The following is a 16,622-nucleotide window of genomic DNA, read 5'->3' as shown; positions in this document are numbered from 1 at the left end:
CACACTGTTGAGTTCTCAAAGAACACGCGCACACCATCACTCGAAACCCTAAGATTTCTCGCTCCGGGGCAACCGTTCCAGCCTAACCCGATCCCGCACCGGAAGCAAATCCGGCACTTTCTCGGCCACCCGAAGGCGCTCCACAACCCTACACGAGAGAAGAAAAGCAACTTCCGGGAGTATCAGGCGCTCCCCGTACAACCTCGTTTTCCCTCGCTGACCTGTGAAGATCGCGTCCGGGTCGGTGTCCGTGTCGCTCTGACCTGGACTAAGTTACGGGCCCGATCCCCTCAACGCCAAATTGCCAGGTCAGAGCTGGATGGCATCGGTGCAGGATCGCAAACCTGCAGGTAGGCCGAACGGGACGGGGTCGACCCCGTCCCGTTCGGGCCGAAAACACTCATGGTGACGCCGGACACGTCAGCCGGCGAGCACCTTGATGCCTGCGAAGTTCTTGCGTCCGCGACGGATCACCAGCCACTGGCCGTGCAGCAGATCCGAGGACTCGGGCGCCCAGTCGTCGGCCTCGACGCGCTGGTTGTTGACGTACGCGCCGCCCTCCTTGACCGTGCGACGTGCCGCACCCTTGGTGTCGCACAGCCCGCTCGCGACAAGGAGGTCGATGATCGTGTGCGGTTCGTTCGCGGCGACCTCTGCGATCGAGGCTTCCTTCAGCGCGGACCCGAGAGTGGATTCGTCCAGGTCGGCGAGCTCCGCGCGTCCGAACAATGCCTTGCTGGCGAGTTCGACCGCGTCGGTGTTCGCCTGGCCGTGCACGAGTGTCGTCATCTCCGCCGCGAGACGACGCTGGGCTTCCCGCGCCTGCGGACGTTCGGCAGTCGCGGTCTCGAGCTCGGCGAGCTCGTCCTGGGTGAGGAACGTGAACCAGCGCAGGTAGCGCATGACGTCGGCGTCCCCGGTGTTCACGAAGTACTGGTACCAGGCGTACGGGCTCGTCATCTCGGGATCGAGCCACAGGCTGCCGCCACCGGTGGACTTGCCGAACTTCTTGCCGTCGGCGGAGGTCACCAGTGGCACGGTCATGGCGTGCACGGATACCCCGTCGAGCTTCCGGTTGAGGTCGACTCCCGCGATGATGTTGCCCCACTGATCGGAGCCGCCCACCTGCAACGCGCAGCCGTAGTTGCGGCGCAGGTGTACGAAGTCGTTCGCCTGCAGCAGCATGTAGCTGAATTCCGTGTACGAGATGCCGTCGGATTCCAGACGACGTTTGACGGTGTCGCGCGCCAGCATCACGTTCACCGAGAAGTGCTTGCCGATGTCGCGGAGGAAGTCGATCGCCGTCAGCTTCGACGTCCAGTTGGCGTTGTTCTCGATCACTGCGCCGGTCGGCGACTCGTCGAAGTCGACGAAACGCTCGAGCTGCGAGCGGATGCGATCGGCCCAGTCGGCAACGGTGTCCGCGGTGTTCATGACCCGCTCCCCGACATCACGCGGATCGCCGATCATGCCGGTGGCACCGCCGGCCAGGACGATCGGACGGTGGCCGGCCCGCTGGAAGCGCTTGAGCGCGAGCAACGGCACCAGGTGCCCGGCATGCAGGCTCGGGCCGGTGGGATCGAACCCGGCATACAACGTGACTGGACCGGCCTCGGTCTCACGACGCAATGCGTCCAGATCGGTCGACTGGGCGATGAGCCCCCGCCAGGTCAGTTCGTCAAGGATGTTCTCAGTCACGCATCCGATCATCCCACCGTCAGGTGGGGGCAGGTGCGCGCGGGCTGCGGCGATAGGCCGACACCGCGGGCGATCCGGGAATCCACAGCCGCCACGGCCAGTCCGACGCCACGGAGATCCCCACGCGTGGACCACTACCGCAATCGGTCGCTTCGCCCAGTTCGAGACTCACTCCCGCGTCCTCACCGAACAGATCGAGGCCGTCGTCGTCGAGCGTCAGCCCCAGCGCCGAACCCAGATTGCCCGGCCCACGCGCGGCGTCGAAGTGCCGTCGGACTCCCGGCCGTCGCGACGCCACCAGTTCGTGGCCCTCGAGGATCTCGGCCGCCCGCAGCAACACTCCCCCGGCCACCCCTTCGGGTCCGTACGAGACGTTGGCGCAGAAGTGCATCCCGTAGCTGCGGTAGACGTACAGGTGGCCCGCGGGCCCGAACATGACCGCGTTCCGGGGGTTAGGGCCACGGAACGAATGCGCCGCCGGGTCGGGCCACGGGCCGGAAGGATCACCGCCGTAGGCCTCGACCTCCACGATGCGGGCCTGCACTGCGCCGACAACGAGCGTGCTCCCGAGGATGCGGCGCGCGGCGTCGATCGGGCTGCCCGCGTCACGCAGGATCGATCGTCGGTCGGTCACGGTGACGATTGTCCACGTATACGACATCGAAACCCGCGTACCCGACGGAAACCATTGACCGTGGGCTCCGGCCGGGCGAAGAATTCATCACACGATGAGTTCATCGGACGGTGAATCGAGGTCGACATGACGGATGCCAGGACCAGCGACCCGGGGAACGCGGCACCGGCGATCGAGGTACGCGCACTGCAGGTACGACGGGGCGGCGCTCCCGCGCTTCGGGACATCGACCTGACCATTCCGCGAGGTTCGATCACCGGATTGCTCGGCCCGTCCGGCTGCGGGAAGACGACGCTGATGCGGTGCATCGTGGGCACCCAGATCGTCGAGTCGGGAACGGTGACGGTACTGGGCCAGGCGGCAGGATCGGCTGGACTCCGCAAGCGCGTCGGCTACGTCACGCAGGCGCCCAGCGTGTACCTCGACCTGACGATTCGTGACAACGTCCGGTACTTTGCAGCGCTCTACGGTCGCGGACACGACGCCGTCGCCGAGACGATCGACGCCGTGGGGCTGACGACCCACGTGAACCATCGAGCCGGCGACCTCTCGGGCGGTCAGCTGGGACGGGTGTCGCTCGCGTGCGCGCTGGTGGCCGGGCCCGCACTACTCGTGCTCGACGAACCGACCGTCGGGCTCGACCCGGTGCTGCGGGCCGACCTGTGGGATCACTTCGCCACGCTGGCTGCGTCGGGCACGACGCTCCTCGTCTCGAGCCACGTGATGGACGAAGCCGACCACTGCGAAAACCTCGTCCTCATGCGGGACGGCCGCATCCTCGCTCACGTGCCCCCGGACGAGCTTCGCCGGCGGACCGGGCGGTCGAACCTCGAGGAGGCGTTCCTCGCCCTCATCCGCGAGCAGAAGATCGGGGTCGAGCCATGATCCTCACCCCGCGCATCTACGCGTCGAGCACGACGCGGATCCTCCGCCAGTTGCGGGTCGACCGACGCACCGTCGCGATGATCCTGTTCGTGCCCTCGCTGCTCATGGTGCTTCTGTACTTCCTCTATCAGAACGTCCCGACGCCTCCCGGCCAGATTTCGCTGTTCGACCGGATCGCGATCACGATGCTGGGCATCATCCCGTTCATCGTCATGTTCCTGGTGACGTCGATCGCAATGCAGCGCGAACGTAGTTCGGGCACGCTCGAACGTCTGCTCACCACGCCGCTGTCGAAGCTCGATCTGTTGGCCGGCTACGGGACCGCGTTCTCCATCGCCGCCGCCGCGCAGGCCGGCCTGGCATGTGCAGTCGCGTTCGGCTTCCTCGGCCTCACGACCGAGGGCAACGTGTTCTGGGTGCTGCTCATCGCAGTGGTCAACGCGGTTCTCGGCGTCTCGCTGGGGTTGTTGTGCAGCGCGTTCGCGCGCACCGAGTTCCAGGCGGTGCAGTTCATGCCCGTCATCGTCATCCCGCAACTCCTGCTCTGCGGACTGCTCGTGCCGCGGGACCAACTACCGCAGTGGTTGGAGTGGATCAGCAACGTCCTCCCCCTCAGCTACGCGGTGGAGGCGCTGCAACAGGTCGCCACCCACCCGGGCACCACCGGTCTGATGTGGCGGGACCTCGGGATCGTCGCGCTGTTCGTGGTCGTCGCGCTCTGTCTCGGCGCCGCCACCCTGCGTCGCAGGACACCGTGATGACCGATCCCGCGACACCGACGCGCCCGGGTCGGCGCCCGGGACACGCGAACACCCGGGATCGGATACTCCAGGCTGCACGAAATCAGTTCGCAGGCAAGGGGTTCGATCATACGACGATCCGCTCGATCGCATCGGAGGCCGGCGTCGACTCCGCACTCGTCCACCATTACTTCGGAACCAAGCGGCGTCTACTCGTCGACGCCATCGAGCTTCCACTCGATCCGGACACGGTGCTCGCGACGCTCGAAGCCGCTCCGGTCGACAACTTGGGTGAGACGTTGGCCCGCACCGTGATCGGCGTATGGGACTCCGTCCACCAGCCGGCGGTGGTGGCGGCTGTGCGGTCGGCACTGACCAGCGGCGACGAGAACCTCGTGCGCAGTTTCCTCCTCGACGTCGCCCTGAAGGACATCGCCGTGCGAGTCGACTCACCACCCGGATCTGGGCTATTGCGGGTGGCACTCGTCGCATCTCAGATGACGGGACTGTTCGTGACCCGTCATCTTCTCGGCATCGACGCCCTACGAGCGCTACCGACGGAACGAGCGGTTCGGTTGATCGCGCCGACGCTGCAGCGCTATCTCACCGGACCGCTCGATCCGCCTGTCTAGTCTGTGTCGGAGGCGGCACCGCGCGCGACGAAATCATCGTGTTCGGCGTCGGTCACGTCACGCGCCTCGTCGATGAGCAGCACCGGAATACCGTTCTCGATCGGGTAAGCGCGGCGCAACCGTGGGTTGTAGAGCACTTCGTCGCCGATCAACAGCAACGGCCCCTTGTCCTGCGGGCACGCCAGAATGCTGAGCAGGGTGGGATCAATAGCCACTTCAGTCCTCTCGGGCCGTCCGGAATCTCGGCCGGTCCAGGCTACAAGTCGGAACCGCGCGTGTTACGCGGGCACCCCACCGGGACCCGCCGGACGGTCGTCGAGACGGGCCGCGACGGCCTTGGTGAAACGCTTGTACCGGCCGGTCGCGGTGTCGAGGTACCACGATCGAACACTGGGCTTGGGCAGGCCGGCGACCTGCAACTCCGTGGAACGCGGCCGGTACGACGCGCCCAGCGGTATCCGATCCACCACATGGACAATGTCCGGGCACTCCGAGATCGGCAACGATCCGAGTGCGGCGGTGACCTCCGCGGCGGTCGGCACCCGGCCGTCGTGCACCGTGATCGCGGCAACAGCCACTTGATGGTCGCCTGTTCGAACACCGTAGGCGACAGCGAGATCCACCTGCGGCATCTCGCCGAGCACGTCGACGATCGGCTGCGTGAACACCGGCCCGCGGGCCGCGTCGATGACGGTCCGCTTGTGGTCGACGAGCCAGTAGTCGCCGTCCGCGTCACGCCGGAAGAGGTTCTCCGTCGGCACCCAGGCATCGCCGGCCGCGAACACCCCTCGCATCACGCCGGGTCCCGCCTCCGCCCGGGCGCCGGGGCGACCGAGGAGCAGGCCGACCTCGTCGTCCTCGCACTCGCGTACGAAGCCCCGGGCATCCTCGAGCAGTCGCCCTTCGATCGGGTCGTATGCGCCGACGCGCACCTCGGCGCTGCCGGGCAACGGCCGCCCCTTGGAACCGACCTTCGCGCCGGAAACGTTGACCAGCACGACGTCGCCCTCGGTGGACGCGTAGAACTCGAGCACTCTGGCCGGCGCGAACCTGTCGGTGATCCGGCGCCACAGGCCGGGCGGCATACCCGAACCGATGAACAGCCGAACCGGATGCCCCTCGTCGAGGGGAAGCGACTTCGCCTCGAGGATCTCGCGCATCATGGTCCACGTGTAGCTGACGACCGTGACGCCGTAGCGGTGGATCTCCTCCGCGAAGCGCTCTGGATCGAGGCCGCGCGACAGCGCGATGCGTGCGCCGCCGGCGACCGCTCCACCGATAGTCGCCATCAGCCCCGACGAATGATGGAGCGGCGCGAGACAGTACACGGTGTCGCCGCGGCTGAGGGACGCGGCGGAGGCCGTGCCGAACGCCGACAGCCCCCACCGATAGTTGGTGATGAACTTGGCCTCGAGGCTGCCACACGATCCGCTGAAGATCACGAACGCGAGTTCGCGCGCCAGACCGGGATCCGGGCGGTACCACCCCGGGAGGGTCACCGCGTCGGGGTCGACCTGCTCGAGGTCGACGACGTCGGGGCCGAGTTCCACCGCGAGACCGCGGAACTCGCCGCCACCGAGCACCAGGACCTTCTTGCCGGTCGCGACAGCGTCCTCGAGGTTGTCCGGGTCGACGACGATCCGGTCGACACGACCCAGGCGGATCGCCTCGTCGAGATCTCCGCCGGGCGGCAGCAGCACGGCCACGGCGCCGAGACGGGACAGTGCCGCGATCGCGACCAACGCACTGGGACGGGTCTCCATGAGGACGCCGACGTGGTTCGCGGGCCGGATGCCGGCGTGGATGAGTCCGCGTACGACGTTGTCGATCCGGGTGTTGACCGCAGCATTGGTGTGGACCCGGTCGTCGAACAGGAAGCACTCGCCCCCGGGCGCCTGCCGGCCCTGCTCCGCGAGCAGCAGTCCGAGCGAGATCCGCGAGTGCGGCTGCAACTGTCCGAGCCGGGCCAGACGCGGCAGCGCGCGGGCGGCCTCGATCGAGATCTCGCGGGTCCCACGCAGGGTGTCGGTCGCGAGGTCGGCGATGCCCTTCCCCACCCCGACACCGACTTCCGCGATCGACGCGACCGTATGGGTGATGCGATTGGCGATGCTGACGCCACTGTCGTTGCCCGACGGCTCGTCGTGAATCATCACGTCTACGGCCTCGGGTCGCGCGCCGGCGCCTTCCCGCCAGAGCACCCACTCTCCGGTGGTGGGCCATGTGCGGGACGCAGCGGCCGATCCGACCACCAGACCGAAATGGCCTGCACGCAAAGTCGACTCGAACGCCTCCGCGCGGGGCGCAGCCCGCTTGATGCCGCGCACCGCCAGGGGCTGGCCGATGTCGTCGACCTCGCCGATGAACGCGAGGATCGGACACGACAACTCGGCCAGGCTGACGGCGGTGTCCTTGATGACGAACCCGCCGGTCATCATCCGGTTGTGGACGATGAACTGCTTGAGTAACTCCGCGACGGCCGGTCCGGACCATGCGACCCAGCCGTCCTGCGCCAGGAACCGGCGCTGCTGTTCGCGCGGAAGCAGCGCATCCCGATCGTGCAACTGACGGAGGAAGTCGACGCGGGACTTCGCGGACTTGACCGGATCCAGCAACTGGAAACCGGTGCGTGCCATCCAACCTGCAATGGAGAGTCGATTGAAGACGTGGTCGGCAAGCAGGTCCGCGCCCTTGGTCGCAAGTCCCGCGGGGATGTTGAACGGCAACGCCGCCAGGGTGTCGACGGGGGCGCCGAACGTGACGAGGCTCGCGACGTTGCGGCACCGGCGGTACGCCGCCGCCTGGTAGCAGAACATCCCGCCCTGCGAGTAGCCCGACAGGTGGACGTCGCGTCCGGTGTGCTCGTGGACACGGTCGACGATCTCACTGATCGCAACGATGTGGTCGGCGAGCGTGCGGTCCCAGCCGCCCTCCTCAGAATCCGGCGAACCGAAGTCCACGACCCACGGGTCGATGCCCATCTCGTGCAGGATGCCGACCGCGCCCTGGTCGCGCGTGACGTCGTACACGTCCGCGGACATCATCATCGGCGGCACCAGCACGATCGGCGGCCCGGCCTCCGCCGGCTCCGTGTCCGTGTCCGTGTCCGTGTCCGGGAAGTATCGGCGCAGGCGATACATCGGTGCGCGCTCGACGATCTGGAACGGGGAAGGCGTCGCGCCCGTCTCCAGACCGCCGAGTCGAACCACCTCGAGGCCGTTCTGCGCCGTGGCGACTGCCCGCCGAAGCGAACCCACCACGTAGTCGGAGCTCAGACTCACCAGTGCACTCCCCCACCAACTCATCGTGACTTGCATCACATCCTGTTCGATGAGCCTTCCACACTACTGTGCTTGTGGACGCGGGGTTACACCGAGTCGATCTTCGATTCTCGTCAGGCGCGGGTCCACTCACGCAACGTGTTCGCCGACGCCCGCACGCCGCCCAACTGCTCGGCGACCCGGATTCCGGCGGTGCCGCCACGCGCGTTTCGTGAGGCGATCGAGCCGTGAACGGTGAGCACCTCACGCACCGCAGGAGTCAGCGACGGATCAACCGCGGCCAACTCCTCGTCGGTGAGCTCGTCGAGGCCCACACCGCGTGCCTCCGCGACACGGACACACGCACCCGCGGCCTCGTGCGCCACTCGGAACGGAACGCCCTGACGCACCATCCATTCCGCGATGTCGGTGGCGAGCGTGAACCCGGCCGGGGCCAGCTCCGCCATCCTGTCGGTATGGAACTCGAGCGTCGAGACCAGCCCGGTGATCGCCGGCAGCAGCAACTCGAGCTGAGCCACCGAGTCGAAGACCGGCTCCTTGTCCTCCTGCAGATCGCGGTTGTACGCGAGCGGCTGCGCCTTGAGCGTGGCCAGCAGACCGGTGACGTTGCCGATCAGCCGTCCGGCCTTGCCGCGCGTGAGCTCGGAGACGTCCGGATTCTTCTTCTGCGGCATGATCGACGAACCGGTCGACCATGCGTCGGCCAGCGTGATGTACCCGAATTCCGGTGTGCTCCAGATGATGACCTCTTCGGCCATCCGGGACAGGTCGACCGCAATCATCGCGAACACGAACGCGGCCTCGGCCGCGAAGTCGCGGGACGACGTTGCGTCGATCGAGTTCTCGGCCGCTGAATCGAACTTCAGCTCCGCGGCGATCGCGTCGGGGTCCAACCCCAGCGACGACCCCGCGAGTGCACCGGAACCGTACGGGGACACCGCGGCCCGCTTGTCGAAGTCGCGCAGACGCGCGACGTCGCGCAGCAGCGGATGCGTGTGCGCGAGCAGGTGGTGCGCCAGCAGCACCGGCTGCGCAGCCTGCAGGTGTGTCTTGCCCGGCATGACGGCGTCGGGATGCGCGGCGGCCTGGGTCGCGAGCGCGTCGACAACGTCGAGCACACCGTCGGCGACCCGCCGGACCGCGTCACGCAGCCACATGCGGAACAGCGTGGCCACCTGATCGTTGCGGGACCGACCGGCACGCAGTCGTCCACCGACCTCGGGGCCCACGCGCTCGATGAGCCCACGCTCGAGAGTGCCGTGCACGTCCTCGTCGGATTCCGCCGGCCCGAACGCGCCGGAAGCGACGTCGTCACCGAGCCGGGTGAGGCCGTCGAGCATCGTCGCCAGGTCGGCCTCGCTGAGGAGGCCGGCCTTGTGCAGGACCTTGGCATGCGCCTGCGACGCCCGCACGTCGTACGGGGCCAGAACCCAGTCGAAGTGCGTCGACTTGCTCAGGGCCGCCATGGCCGCGGCCGGTCCGGACTCGAACCGGCCGCCCCACAGGGCACCCTCGTTGGTGCCCTGGTGCGGAGCACCCCCGGTGTTGCTCTGGGCGGTCACGATCAGAGGCCCAGGTCGCGCTTCGCCGCGACCTTGGAGGACAGGCCGTGGATGTTGACGAAGCCCTTCGCGTACGACTGGTCGAACGAGTCACCCTCGTCGTAGGTCGCGAGGTTGAAGTCGTACAGCGACTCGGGGCTGCGGCGGCCGTTGACGGTGATCGCGCCACCGTGCAGGAACAGGCGGATGTCGCCCGTAACCCGCTCCTGGGTCTTCGCGACGAACGAGTCGAGCGCGTCCTTGAGGGGCGAGAACCACAGGCCGTCGTAGACCAGCTCGCTCCAGCGCTGCTCCATCTGACGCTTGTAGCGGCCCAGCTCGCGCTCGAGGGTGACGTGCTCGAGCTCCTGGTGGGCGGTGATGAGGACCATCGCGCCCGGGGCCTCGTAGATCTCACGGCTCTTGATGCCGACGAGGCGGTCCTCGACGACGTCGAGGCGACCGACACCCTGCGCGCCCGCGCGCTTGTTGAGCTCCTGGATGGCCTCGAGCACGGTGACGGGCCTGCCATCGATCGCAACCGGCTTGCCGGCCTCGAAGCTGACGATCAGCTCGTCGGGGGCGTTCCAGTTGAGTGTCGGATCCTGCGTGTAGTCGTAGACGTCCTTGGTGGGAGCGTTCCACAGGTCCTCGAGGAACCCGGTCTCGACGGCGCGGCCCCACACGTTCTGGTCGATCGAGAACGGCGAGCGCTTCGAGACGTTGATCGGGATGTTGTTCTCCTCGGCGAAGGCGATCGCCTTCTCGCGGGTCCACGCGTAGTCGCGGACCGGCGCGATGACCTCGAGGTCGGGCGCGAGGGCGCCGAAGCCGACCTCGAAGCGGACCTGGTCGTTGCCCTTGCCGGTGCAGCCGTGCGAGACGACGGTGCCGCCGTGCGCACGCGCGGCCTCGACGATGTGCTTGACGATCAGCGGGCGGCTGATGGCCGAGACCAGCGGGTAGCGGTCCATGTACAGCGCGTTGGCCTGGATGGTCGGCAGGCAGTACTCGTTCGCGAACTCGTCACGCGCATCCACCACGACCGACTCGACGGCGCCGCAGTCGAGGGCACGCTGACGCACGACCTCCATGTCCTCGCCGCCCTGGCCGAGATCGATGGCGACGGCGACGACCTCTTTGCCGGTCTCCTTGCCGATCCAGCTGATGGCCACCGAGGTGTCCAGCCCGCCGGAGTAGGCGAGTACGACGCGTTCAGCCATGGTGTGTGTGCTCCTTAGAAATCGAAGTGTTCGAGAAAGAGTCTAGTGGTCAGGCCAGGCGCTCTATCGCCGCGGCAAGCTCTGCTCCGGTGAGCGGCTCGCGCGCCACGACGAGGATGGTGTCGTCGCCCGCGATAGTGCCGACGACGTCGGGCAGAGACGCCCGATCGAGCGCACTGGCCAGGTAGTGCGCGGCCCCCGGCGGGGTGCGCAGCACGGCGAGGTTCCCGCTGGCATCTGTCGACACCAGCAGCTCGCCGAGCAGCCGGGACAGCCGGTCGGTGCCGCCGGACACGCCACGCACGGGCGAACCGTCCTCCGGCACCACGTACACCCCGGCCCCGCCGTCCGCGGCGCGCAGCTTGACCGCGCCGAGTTCCTCGAGGTCACGCGAGAGGGTCGCGTTCGACACCTCGATGCCCTCGGCGCCCAGCAGCGCTGCGAGTTCGGCCTGACTGCGGATGTGCCGCTCCGAGACGAGAGCGGTGATCCTCGCCTGCCGGCCGGCGCGCGTGTGCGCGACGGCAGCGGCGGGCTGCGCAGGGACCGGGCCCGGGGCGGAGATCACGGCCGCGACCCGGCGCGTTCGAGCAGCCAGACGAGCAGGGCCTTCTGCGCGTGCAGGCGGTTCTCCGCCTCGTCCCACGCACCGGACTGCGGGCCGTCGAGCACCTCGTCGGTGATCTCCTCGCCGCGGTGCGCGGGCAGACAGTGCAGGACGACGGCGTCGGGCGCGGCCTTCGCGACCAGGTCGGCGTTGATCTGGAACGGCCGGAACGGTCCGACACGGTCGAGACCGTCCTCCTCCTGCCCCATGGACGTCCAGGTGTCGGTGACGAGCGCGTCGGCGCCGACGACCGCGGACTGCGGATCGTCGGTGATCGTGATCATCGCGCCGGTCTGCTCCGCCCGAACCCGCGCCGCATCCACGACCTCCTGATCCGGCCCGAACCCGACCGGAGCCGCGATCGTGACGTGCACCCCGGCCGTGACGCCGCCGAGCAGCAGCGAATGGGCCATATTGTTGGCGCCGTCGCCGAGGTAGGTCAGCTTCAGGCCCTTCAGCTCGCCCTTGCGCTCGGCGAGCGTCTGCAGATCGGCGAGCACCTGGCACGGGTGGAACTGGTCCGAGAGCGCGTTGACGATCGGGACCGTCGCACCCTCGGCCATCTGGTCGAGGCGCTCCTGGCCGAACGTGCGCCAGACGACCGCGTCGACGAATCGCGACAGGACCCGTCCGGTGTCCTGCAGGGTCTCCTCACGACCCAGCTGGGTCTTGCTGCCGTCGACGACGACGGCATGGCCGCCCAGCTGCGCGATTCCCATCTCGAACGAGAAGCGCGTGCGGGTCGAGTTCTTGTCGAAGATGACGCCGACTCCACGCGGACCGTCGAGCGGCCGCCGCGAGAACGGGTTCGCCTTGAGCTCGTGGGCGAGCGCCAAGACCTCGGCCTGCTCGGCCGGGGTCAGGTCGTCGTCCCTCAAGAAGTGTCGAACGGTCATGGAACTACTTGTCTCCTTGTGAGGAAGCTTCCGACGCCGCAACTGCGGTATCCAGGATCGACGGCAGCGCCGCGACGAATCCTTCCGCCTGCTCCTCGGTGAGGATCAGCGGGGGGGCCAACCGGACCACGCCCGGCTGTGCAGCATTGATCAGGTACCCGGCATCGCGAGCGGCGGTCTCGACTGCGGGCGCGACATCGTCGGTGAGCACGACACCGAGCAGCAGGCCCGAGCCGCGGACATGGTCGACGAGCGGATGCGCGAGACCCTCGATTCCAGCGGAGAGCACCTTGCCCAAGTTGTCCGCGTGCGAGAGCAGGTCCTCGGCGGCGATCGTCTTCAGTACCGCGAGGGCAGCCGACGAGCACACCGGGTTGCCACCGAACGTGGTGCCGTGCTTACCGGGGCCGAAGAGTTCGGCGGCCGCGCCGGTCGCGATGCACGCGCCGATCGGCATGCCACCGCCCAGTCCCTTCGCGAGCGTCATGACGTCGGGCACGATGCCGGCCGCCTGGTGCGCGTAGAACCACCCGGTGCGCCCGATGCCGGTCTGGACCTCGTCGAGAATGAGCAGTGCACCCCGCTCAGCCGTGATCTTCCGGGCGCCCGCGAGGTAGCCCTCGGGCGGCACGACGACGCCACCCTCACCCATGATCGGCTCGAGGAACACCGCGGCGGTGTCCTCGTCGACGGCCCGATCGAGCGCCTCGAGATCGCCGTAAGGCACATGCTCGACGCCTGCCGGCATCGGCTCGAACGGTGCCCGCTTGTCGGGCTGACCTGTGAGCGCGAGCGCGCCCATCGTCCGGCCGTGGAACGCCTTCTCGGCGGCGATGATCTTGCGCCGTCCGGTGGCCCGGGCCAGCTTGAACGCGGCCTCGTTGGCCTCGGTGCCTGAGTTGCACAGGAACACCCGGCCCGTCACGGAGCCGGCGTTGTCCCCGACACCCAGATGCGCGAGGAGGTGCTCGGCCAGCTCGACGGCCGGCTCGCTCGCGTACAGGTTCGACACGTGGCCGAGCGTCGACAGCTGGGTGGTGACCGCTGAGACGATCGCCGGGTGCGCGTGCCCCAGGATGTTCACGGCGATGCCGGCGAGCAGATCCAGGTACTGCTTGCCGTCGGCGTCGGTGACCACCGCACCCTCGCCACGGACGAGCGCCACCCGCGGCACGCCGTAGGTGTTCATCAGTGCGCCGGACCAGCGCTGCTGGAGATCCGTCGTGGCAGTCATTCCAGTCCTTCCGTGGTGACGAGTTCGACAACGGGGGCGGGAACAACCATCGTCCCGATGCCCTCGCCGGTGAGGAGTTCGAGCAGAACCGCGTGCGCGACACGGCCGTCGATGACGTGTGCGGTCGGCACGCCACCCTCGACGGCACGCAGGCACGCCTCCATCTTGGGGACCATGCCGGAGTCGAGGCTCGGCAGCAGCTGACGCAGTGCGGCCGCGTCGATCTCGGACGCCAACGACGAGCGATCGGGCCAGTCGGTGTAGAGCCCCTCGACGTCGGTGAGGACGACGAGCTTCTCGGCACCGATCGCCTCGGCGATGGCCGCAGCCGCCGTATCGGCGTTGATGTTGTGCACCACGCCGTCGTCGTCGGGCGCGATCGTCGACACGACGGGGATGCGTCCGGCCGCGATGAGATCGAGCACGGCCTCGGGATTCACAGTGGTGACGTCGCCCACCAGGCCGATGTCGGTCGCCTCGCCGTCGACCTGGACGGTGCGGCGGGTCGCGGTCAGCAGACGTGCGTCCTCGCCGGAGATGCCGACCGCAAACGGGCCGTGTGCGTTGATGAGGCCGACGAGCTCACGGCCCACCTGCCCGAACAGCACCATCCGCACGATGTCCATGACCTCAGGGGTGGTCACGCGGAAACCTCCGCGAAATTCACCTTCCATGCCGAGGCGCGTGAGCATCGCGTTGATCTGCGGGCCGCCGCCGTGCACGACGACCGGGTGGATGCCGATCGTCCGGAGGAACGCCATGTCGGCCGCGAACGCACTCTTGAGATCGTCGTCGATCATGGCGTTGCCGCCGTACTTGATCACGACGATCTTGTCGTGGAAGCGCTGCAGCCACGGCAACGCCTCCGCCAGGACGTGCGCCTTCTGGCTCGGCGTCAGGTTCTCGATGTCGCCGCTCACGACGAGTACGCCGAGTTCTCTTCGACGTACGCGTGCGAGAGGTCCGTCGTCCGGATCGACGCGCTGTGCTCGCCGACACCGAGTTCGATGACCAGATCGATGTCCATGCCCGACAGGTCCACCTCACGGGCGCCAGGCGCGCCGACGCCGTCGATGCAGACGGGATCGCCGTTGAACGACACCGTGATCCGGTTCGGGTCGAGGGCGATGGGAGCGATACCGACCGCCGCCAGGACGCGGCCCCAGTTGGGGTCGGAGCCGAACAGTGCGGTCTTGACGAGGCTGTCACGGGCGACGGTGCGAGCGGCGACGAGGGCATCCTGCTCGGACGCGGCCCCGCTCACGGTGACCCGGACCCGCTTGGTGACGCCCTCGGCGTCCGCCATCATCTGGTCGGCGAGGCTGTCGCACACCGCGAGCACGGCGGCATTGAGCTCGTCCTGCGACGGGGTGACGGAGCTGGCGCCGGACGACAGCAGCACGACGGTGTCGTTGGTGGAGGTGGCGCCGTCGACATCGAGCCGGTCGAACGTCATCCGCGTCGCATGACGCAGCGCCTCGTCGAGCTGTTCCGCGGACACGAGGGCGTCTGTGGTGAGCACGCACAGCATCGTCGCGAGAGACGGTGCGAGCATGCCCGCGCCCTTGGCCATCCCGCCGACGTTCCATTTGTCGGCGTGGTGCAGCGCGGCCTGCTTCGGAACGGTGTCGGTGGTCATGATCGCGTGCGCAGCGTCGGTACCGCCGGAGATGCCGCCGGCCAGTTCGTGCACGATGTCGGTCACGCCCGACAGGATCTTGTCCATGGGCAGCCGGTCACCTATCAGACCGGTCGAGCACACGGCCACCTCGATGGCCCCGGTCTCGGTACCCCAGTCGCTGAGCGACGCGGCGACGTGCTCGGCGGTCTTGTGCGAGTCCTGGAAGCCGGGGGCTCCGGTGCAGGCGTTGGCGCCACCCGAGTTCAGGACGACGGCCCGCAGGCGTCCGGTGGTGAGCACCTGCTGCGACCACAGAACGGGCGCGGCCTTCACCTTGTTCGCGGTGAACACGCCCGCCGCCGCCAGTTCCGGACCCTCGTTGAACACCAGCGCCAGGTCCGAGCGACCGCTGACCTTGATACCGGCCTTGATACCGGCGGCCCGGAAGCCTGCCGGCGCGGTGACACCCTGAGTGCGAAGGAGCCGGCCCCCGGCGATATCGATAGCGTCGGCGAAGTCGGATTCGGTTGTCACGGAGCAACTCCCACAGTCGAGAGACCATCGGTCTCGGGCAGGCCCAGGGCCAGGTTCATGGATTGGACGGCACCGCCCGCGGTGCCCTTGGTGAGGTTGTCGATAGCGGCGACCGCCACAAGGAGTCCGGCAGCAGCGTCCACGGTGACCGCGATCTGTACGGCATTCGAACCGACGACGGCACCGGTCTGCGGCAGCTGGCCTGCGGGGAGCACGTGGACGAACGGCTCGTCCCGGTACGCCTTCTCGTAGACCGCGCGGATCTCGTCGGCAGTCGCGGTGGTCGGTGCGGTGCAGGTCGCGAGGATGCCGCGCGGCATCGGGGCGAGGACCGGAGTGAACGACACCGCGACGTCGGTACCGGCGGCCGCGGAGAGGTTCTGCTTGATCTCGGGCGTGTGCCGGTGTGCGCCGCCGATGGCGTAGGCCCGGACCGAGCCCATGACCTCGGAGCCGAGCAGGTCCGCCTTGGGCGCCCTGCCTGCACCGGACGTGCCGCTGACGGCGACGACGTTGACCCGCGGCTCCACGACACCCGCCGCGACGGCCGGGGCCAGCGCGAGTGAGGATACCGTCGGGTAGCAGCCGGGCACCGCGATCCGCGTCGCACCGACGAGCTTGTCCCGGCCGCCCGGCAGCTCGGGCAGTCCGTACGGCCAGCTCCCGGCGTACGGGCTGCCGTAGTACTTCTCCCACGCAGCCGCGTCGGTGAGCCGGAAGTCGGCGCCACAGTCGATGATCACGGTGGACTGCGGCAGCTGTTCGGCGATCTCGGCAGACTTGCCGTGCGGCAGGCCCAGGAAGACGACGTCGTGACCGGACAGGTTGTCGATGTCGGTGGGGCCGAGGATCCTGTCCGCCAGCGGCAGCAGATGCGGGTGATGCGAGCCGAGCGTGCTGCCCGCGTTGCCGCCGGCCGTGAGCGCACCGATCACCAGCGATCCGTCGCGGTAGGCGGGATGTCCGAGCAGCAGGCGCAGAATCTCGCCGCCCGCGTAACCGCTCGCACCTGCGATCGCGACCTTGATCGTCGACCGGCTACCGGCCGTCGTAGCTCCAGAGTCTCCAGAAGTACCCATACGGATGATTATGCACC

General features: G+C 68.3%; 15 protein-coding genes. 3 read left to right on the top strand and 12 right to left on the bottom strand.

Features of this window, described 5'->3' with window-relative positions; all coding sequences use genetic code 11:
- Positions 1–420 precede the first annotated feature (420 nt).
- Both tyrS and C8K36_RS07325 read right to left on the bottom strand, forming a co-directional pair.
- Entirely contained in the window at positions 421–1,698 is a 1,278-nt protein-coding gene (gene tyrS / locus C8K36_RS07330; protein WP_107983835.1) for a tyrosine--tRNA ligase, read from the bottom strand.
- Between the two features lie 19 nt (positions 1,699–1,717).
- Entirely contained in the window at positions 1,718–2,359 is a 642-nt protein-coding gene (locus C8K36_RS07325; RefSeq protein ID WP_107983651.1) for a DNA-3-methyladenine glycosylase, read from the bottom strand.
- Positions 2,360–2,458: 99 nt separating this feature from the next.
- Here C8K36_RS07325 and C8K36_RS07320 point away from each other — a divergent pair, with 99 nt between their 5' ends.
- The 3 genes from C8K36_RS07320 to C8K36_RS07310 are packed head-to-tail and all read left to right on the top strand — an operon-like array spanning position 2,459 to position 4,589.
- Positions 2,459–3,217 (top strand): ABC transporter ATP-binding protein, encoded by a 759-nt coding sequence (locus C8K36_RS07320; protein ID WP_107983650.1) that lies wholly within the window; start codon positions 2,459–2,461, stop codon positions 3,215–3,217.
- Positions 3,214–3,975 (top strand): ABC transporter permease, encoded by a 762-nt coding sequence (locus tag C8K36_RS07315; protein ID WP_107983649.1) that lies wholly within the window; start codon positions 3,214–3,216, stop codon positions 3,973–3,975. The genes C8K36_RS07320 and C8K36_RS07315 overlap by 4 nt, the downstream gene beginning before the upstream one ends.
- Positions 3,975–4,589, top strand: coding sequence for a TetR family transcriptional regulator (locus C8K36_RS07310; protein ID WP_181319410.1), 615 nt, complete (start codon positions 3,975–3,977; stop codon positions 4,587–4,589). Before C8K36_RS07315 ends, C8K36_RS07310 begins: the two co-directional genes overlap by 1 nt.
- On the opposite strand, the gene C8K36_RS07305 is transcribed toward C8K36_RS07310, so the two are convergent.
- The 10 genes from C8K36_RS07305 to argC form a co-directional block, all read right to left on the bottom strand.
- Entirely contained in the window at positions 4,586–4,804 is a 219-nt protein-coding gene (locus C8K36_RS07305; RefSeq protein ID WP_107983647.1) for a Trm112 family protein, read from the bottom strand. The two genes, C8K36_RS07310 and C8K36_RS07305, sit on opposite strands and share 4 nt — an antisense overlap.
- A 63-nt stretch (positions 4,805–4,867) precedes the next feature.
- Entirely contained in the window at positions 4,868–7,906 is a 3,039-nt protein-coding gene (locus C8K36_RS07300) for an acyl-CoA synthetase (protein ID WP_107983646.1), read from the bottom strand.
- 77 nt (positions 7,907–7,983) lie between these two features.
- The gene (gene argH, locus C8K36_RS07295) at positions 7,984–9,432 is read right to left on the bottom strand and encodes an argininosuccinate lyase (protein ID WP_107983645.1); all 1,449 of its coding nucleotides are present in this window, start codon (positions 9,430–9,432) and stop codon (positions 7,984–7,986) included.
- A 2-nt stretch (positions 9,433–9,434) separates the two neighbouring features.
- On the bottom strand, positions 9,435–10,634 hold the full coding sequence (locus tag C8K36_RS07290; RefSeq protein WP_107983644.1) for an argininosuccinate synthase: 1,200 nt from the start codon (positions 10,632–10,634) through the stop codon (positions 9,435–9,437).
- Between the two features lie 49 nt (positions 10,635–10,683).
- On the bottom strand, positions 10,684–11,202 hold the full coding sequence (locus tag C8K36_RS07285) for an arginine repressor (RefSeq protein ID WP_107983643.1): 519 nt from the start codon (positions 11,200–11,202) through the stop codon (positions 10,684–10,686).
- Positions 11,199–12,137 (bottom strand): ornithine carbamoyltransferase, encoded by a 939-nt coding sequence (gene argF / locus C8K36_RS07280; protein ID WP_107983642.1) that lies wholly within the window; start codon positions 12,135–12,137, stop codon positions 11,199–11,201. Before argF ends, C8K36_RS07285 begins: the two co-directional genes overlap by 4 nt.
- A gap of 4 nt (positions 12,138–12,141) precedes the next feature.
- Entirely contained in the window at positions 12,142–13,371 is a 1,230-nt protein-coding gene (locus C8K36_RS07275) for an acetylornithine transaminase (protein ID WP_107983641.1), read from the bottom strand.
- Positions 13,368–14,291, bottom strand: coding sequence for an acetylglutamate kinase (argB, locus tag C8K36_RS07270; RefSeq protein WP_107983640.1), 924 nt, complete (start codon positions 14,289–14,291; stop codon positions 13,368–13,370). Before argB ends, C8K36_RS07275 begins: the two co-directional genes overlap by 4 nt.
- Entirely contained in the window at positions 14,288–15,526 is a 1,239-nt protein-coding gene (argJ, locus tag C8K36_RS07265) for a bifunctional glutamate N-acetyltransferase/amino-acid acetyltransferase ArgJ (RefSeq protein WP_107983639.1), read from the bottom strand. Before argJ ends, argB begins: the two co-directional genes overlap by 4 nt.
- Positions 15,523–16,605, bottom strand: a complete 1,083-nt coding sequence (argC, locus tag C8K36_RS07260) for an N-acetyl-gamma-glutamyl-phosphate reductase (RefSeq protein ID WP_107983638.1) — start codon at positions 16,603–16,605, stop codon at positions 15,523–15,525. The genes argJ and argC overlap by 4 nt, the downstream gene beginning before the upstream one ends.
- Positions 16,606–16,622: the final 17 nt, after the last annotated feature.

The sequence above is a fragment of the Rhodococcus sp. OK519 genome (genome assembly GCF_003051005.1).
Lineage (GTDB): Bacteria > Actinomycetota > Actinomycetes > Mycobacteriales > Mycobacteriaceae > Prescottella.
This window is presented reverse-complemented; position numbering and strand designations above follow the sequence as displayed.

What these genes read in the sequence shown, in the direction of transcription:
- argF (WP_107983642.1), bottom strand. Translation starts at nt 12,137, where the DNA reads ATGACCGTTCGACACTTCTTGAGGGACGACGACCTGACCCCGGCCGAG.
- C8K36_RS07290 (WP_107983644.1), bottom strand. Translation starts at nt 10,634, where the DNA reads ATGGCTGAACGCGTCGTACTCGCCTACTCCGGCGGGCTGGACACCTCG.
- C8K36_RS07315 (WP_107983649.1), top strand. Translation starts at nt 3,214, where the DNA reads ATGATCCTCACCCCGCGCATCTACGCGTCGAGCACGACGCGGATCCTC.
- argC (WP_107983638.1), bottom strand. Translation starts at nt 16,605, where the DNA reads ATGGGTACTTCTGGAGACTCTGGAGCTACGACGGCCGGTAGCCGGTCG.
- C8K36_RS07325 (WP_107983651.1), bottom strand. Translation starts at nt 2,359, where the DNA reads ATGTCGTATACGTGGACAATCGTCACCGTGACCGACCGACGATCGATC.
- C8K36_RS07320 (WP_107983650.1), top strand. Translation starts at nt 2,459, where the DNA reads ATGACGGATGCCAGGACCAGCGACCCGGGGAACGCGGCACCGGCGATC.
- C8K36_RS07300 (WP_107983646.1), bottom strand. Translation starts at nt 7,906, where the DNA reads ATGCAAGTCACGATGAGTTGGTGGGGGAGTGCACTGGTGAGTCTGAGC.
- C8K36_RS07310 (WP_181319410.1), top strand. Translation starts at nt 3,975, where the DNA reads ATGACCGATCCCGCGACACCGACGCGCCCGGGTCGGCGCCCGGGACAC.
- C8K36_RS07275 (WP_107983641.1), bottom strand. Translation starts at nt 13,371, where the DNA reads ATGACTGCCACGACGGATCTCCAGCAGCGCTGGTCCGGCGCACTGATG.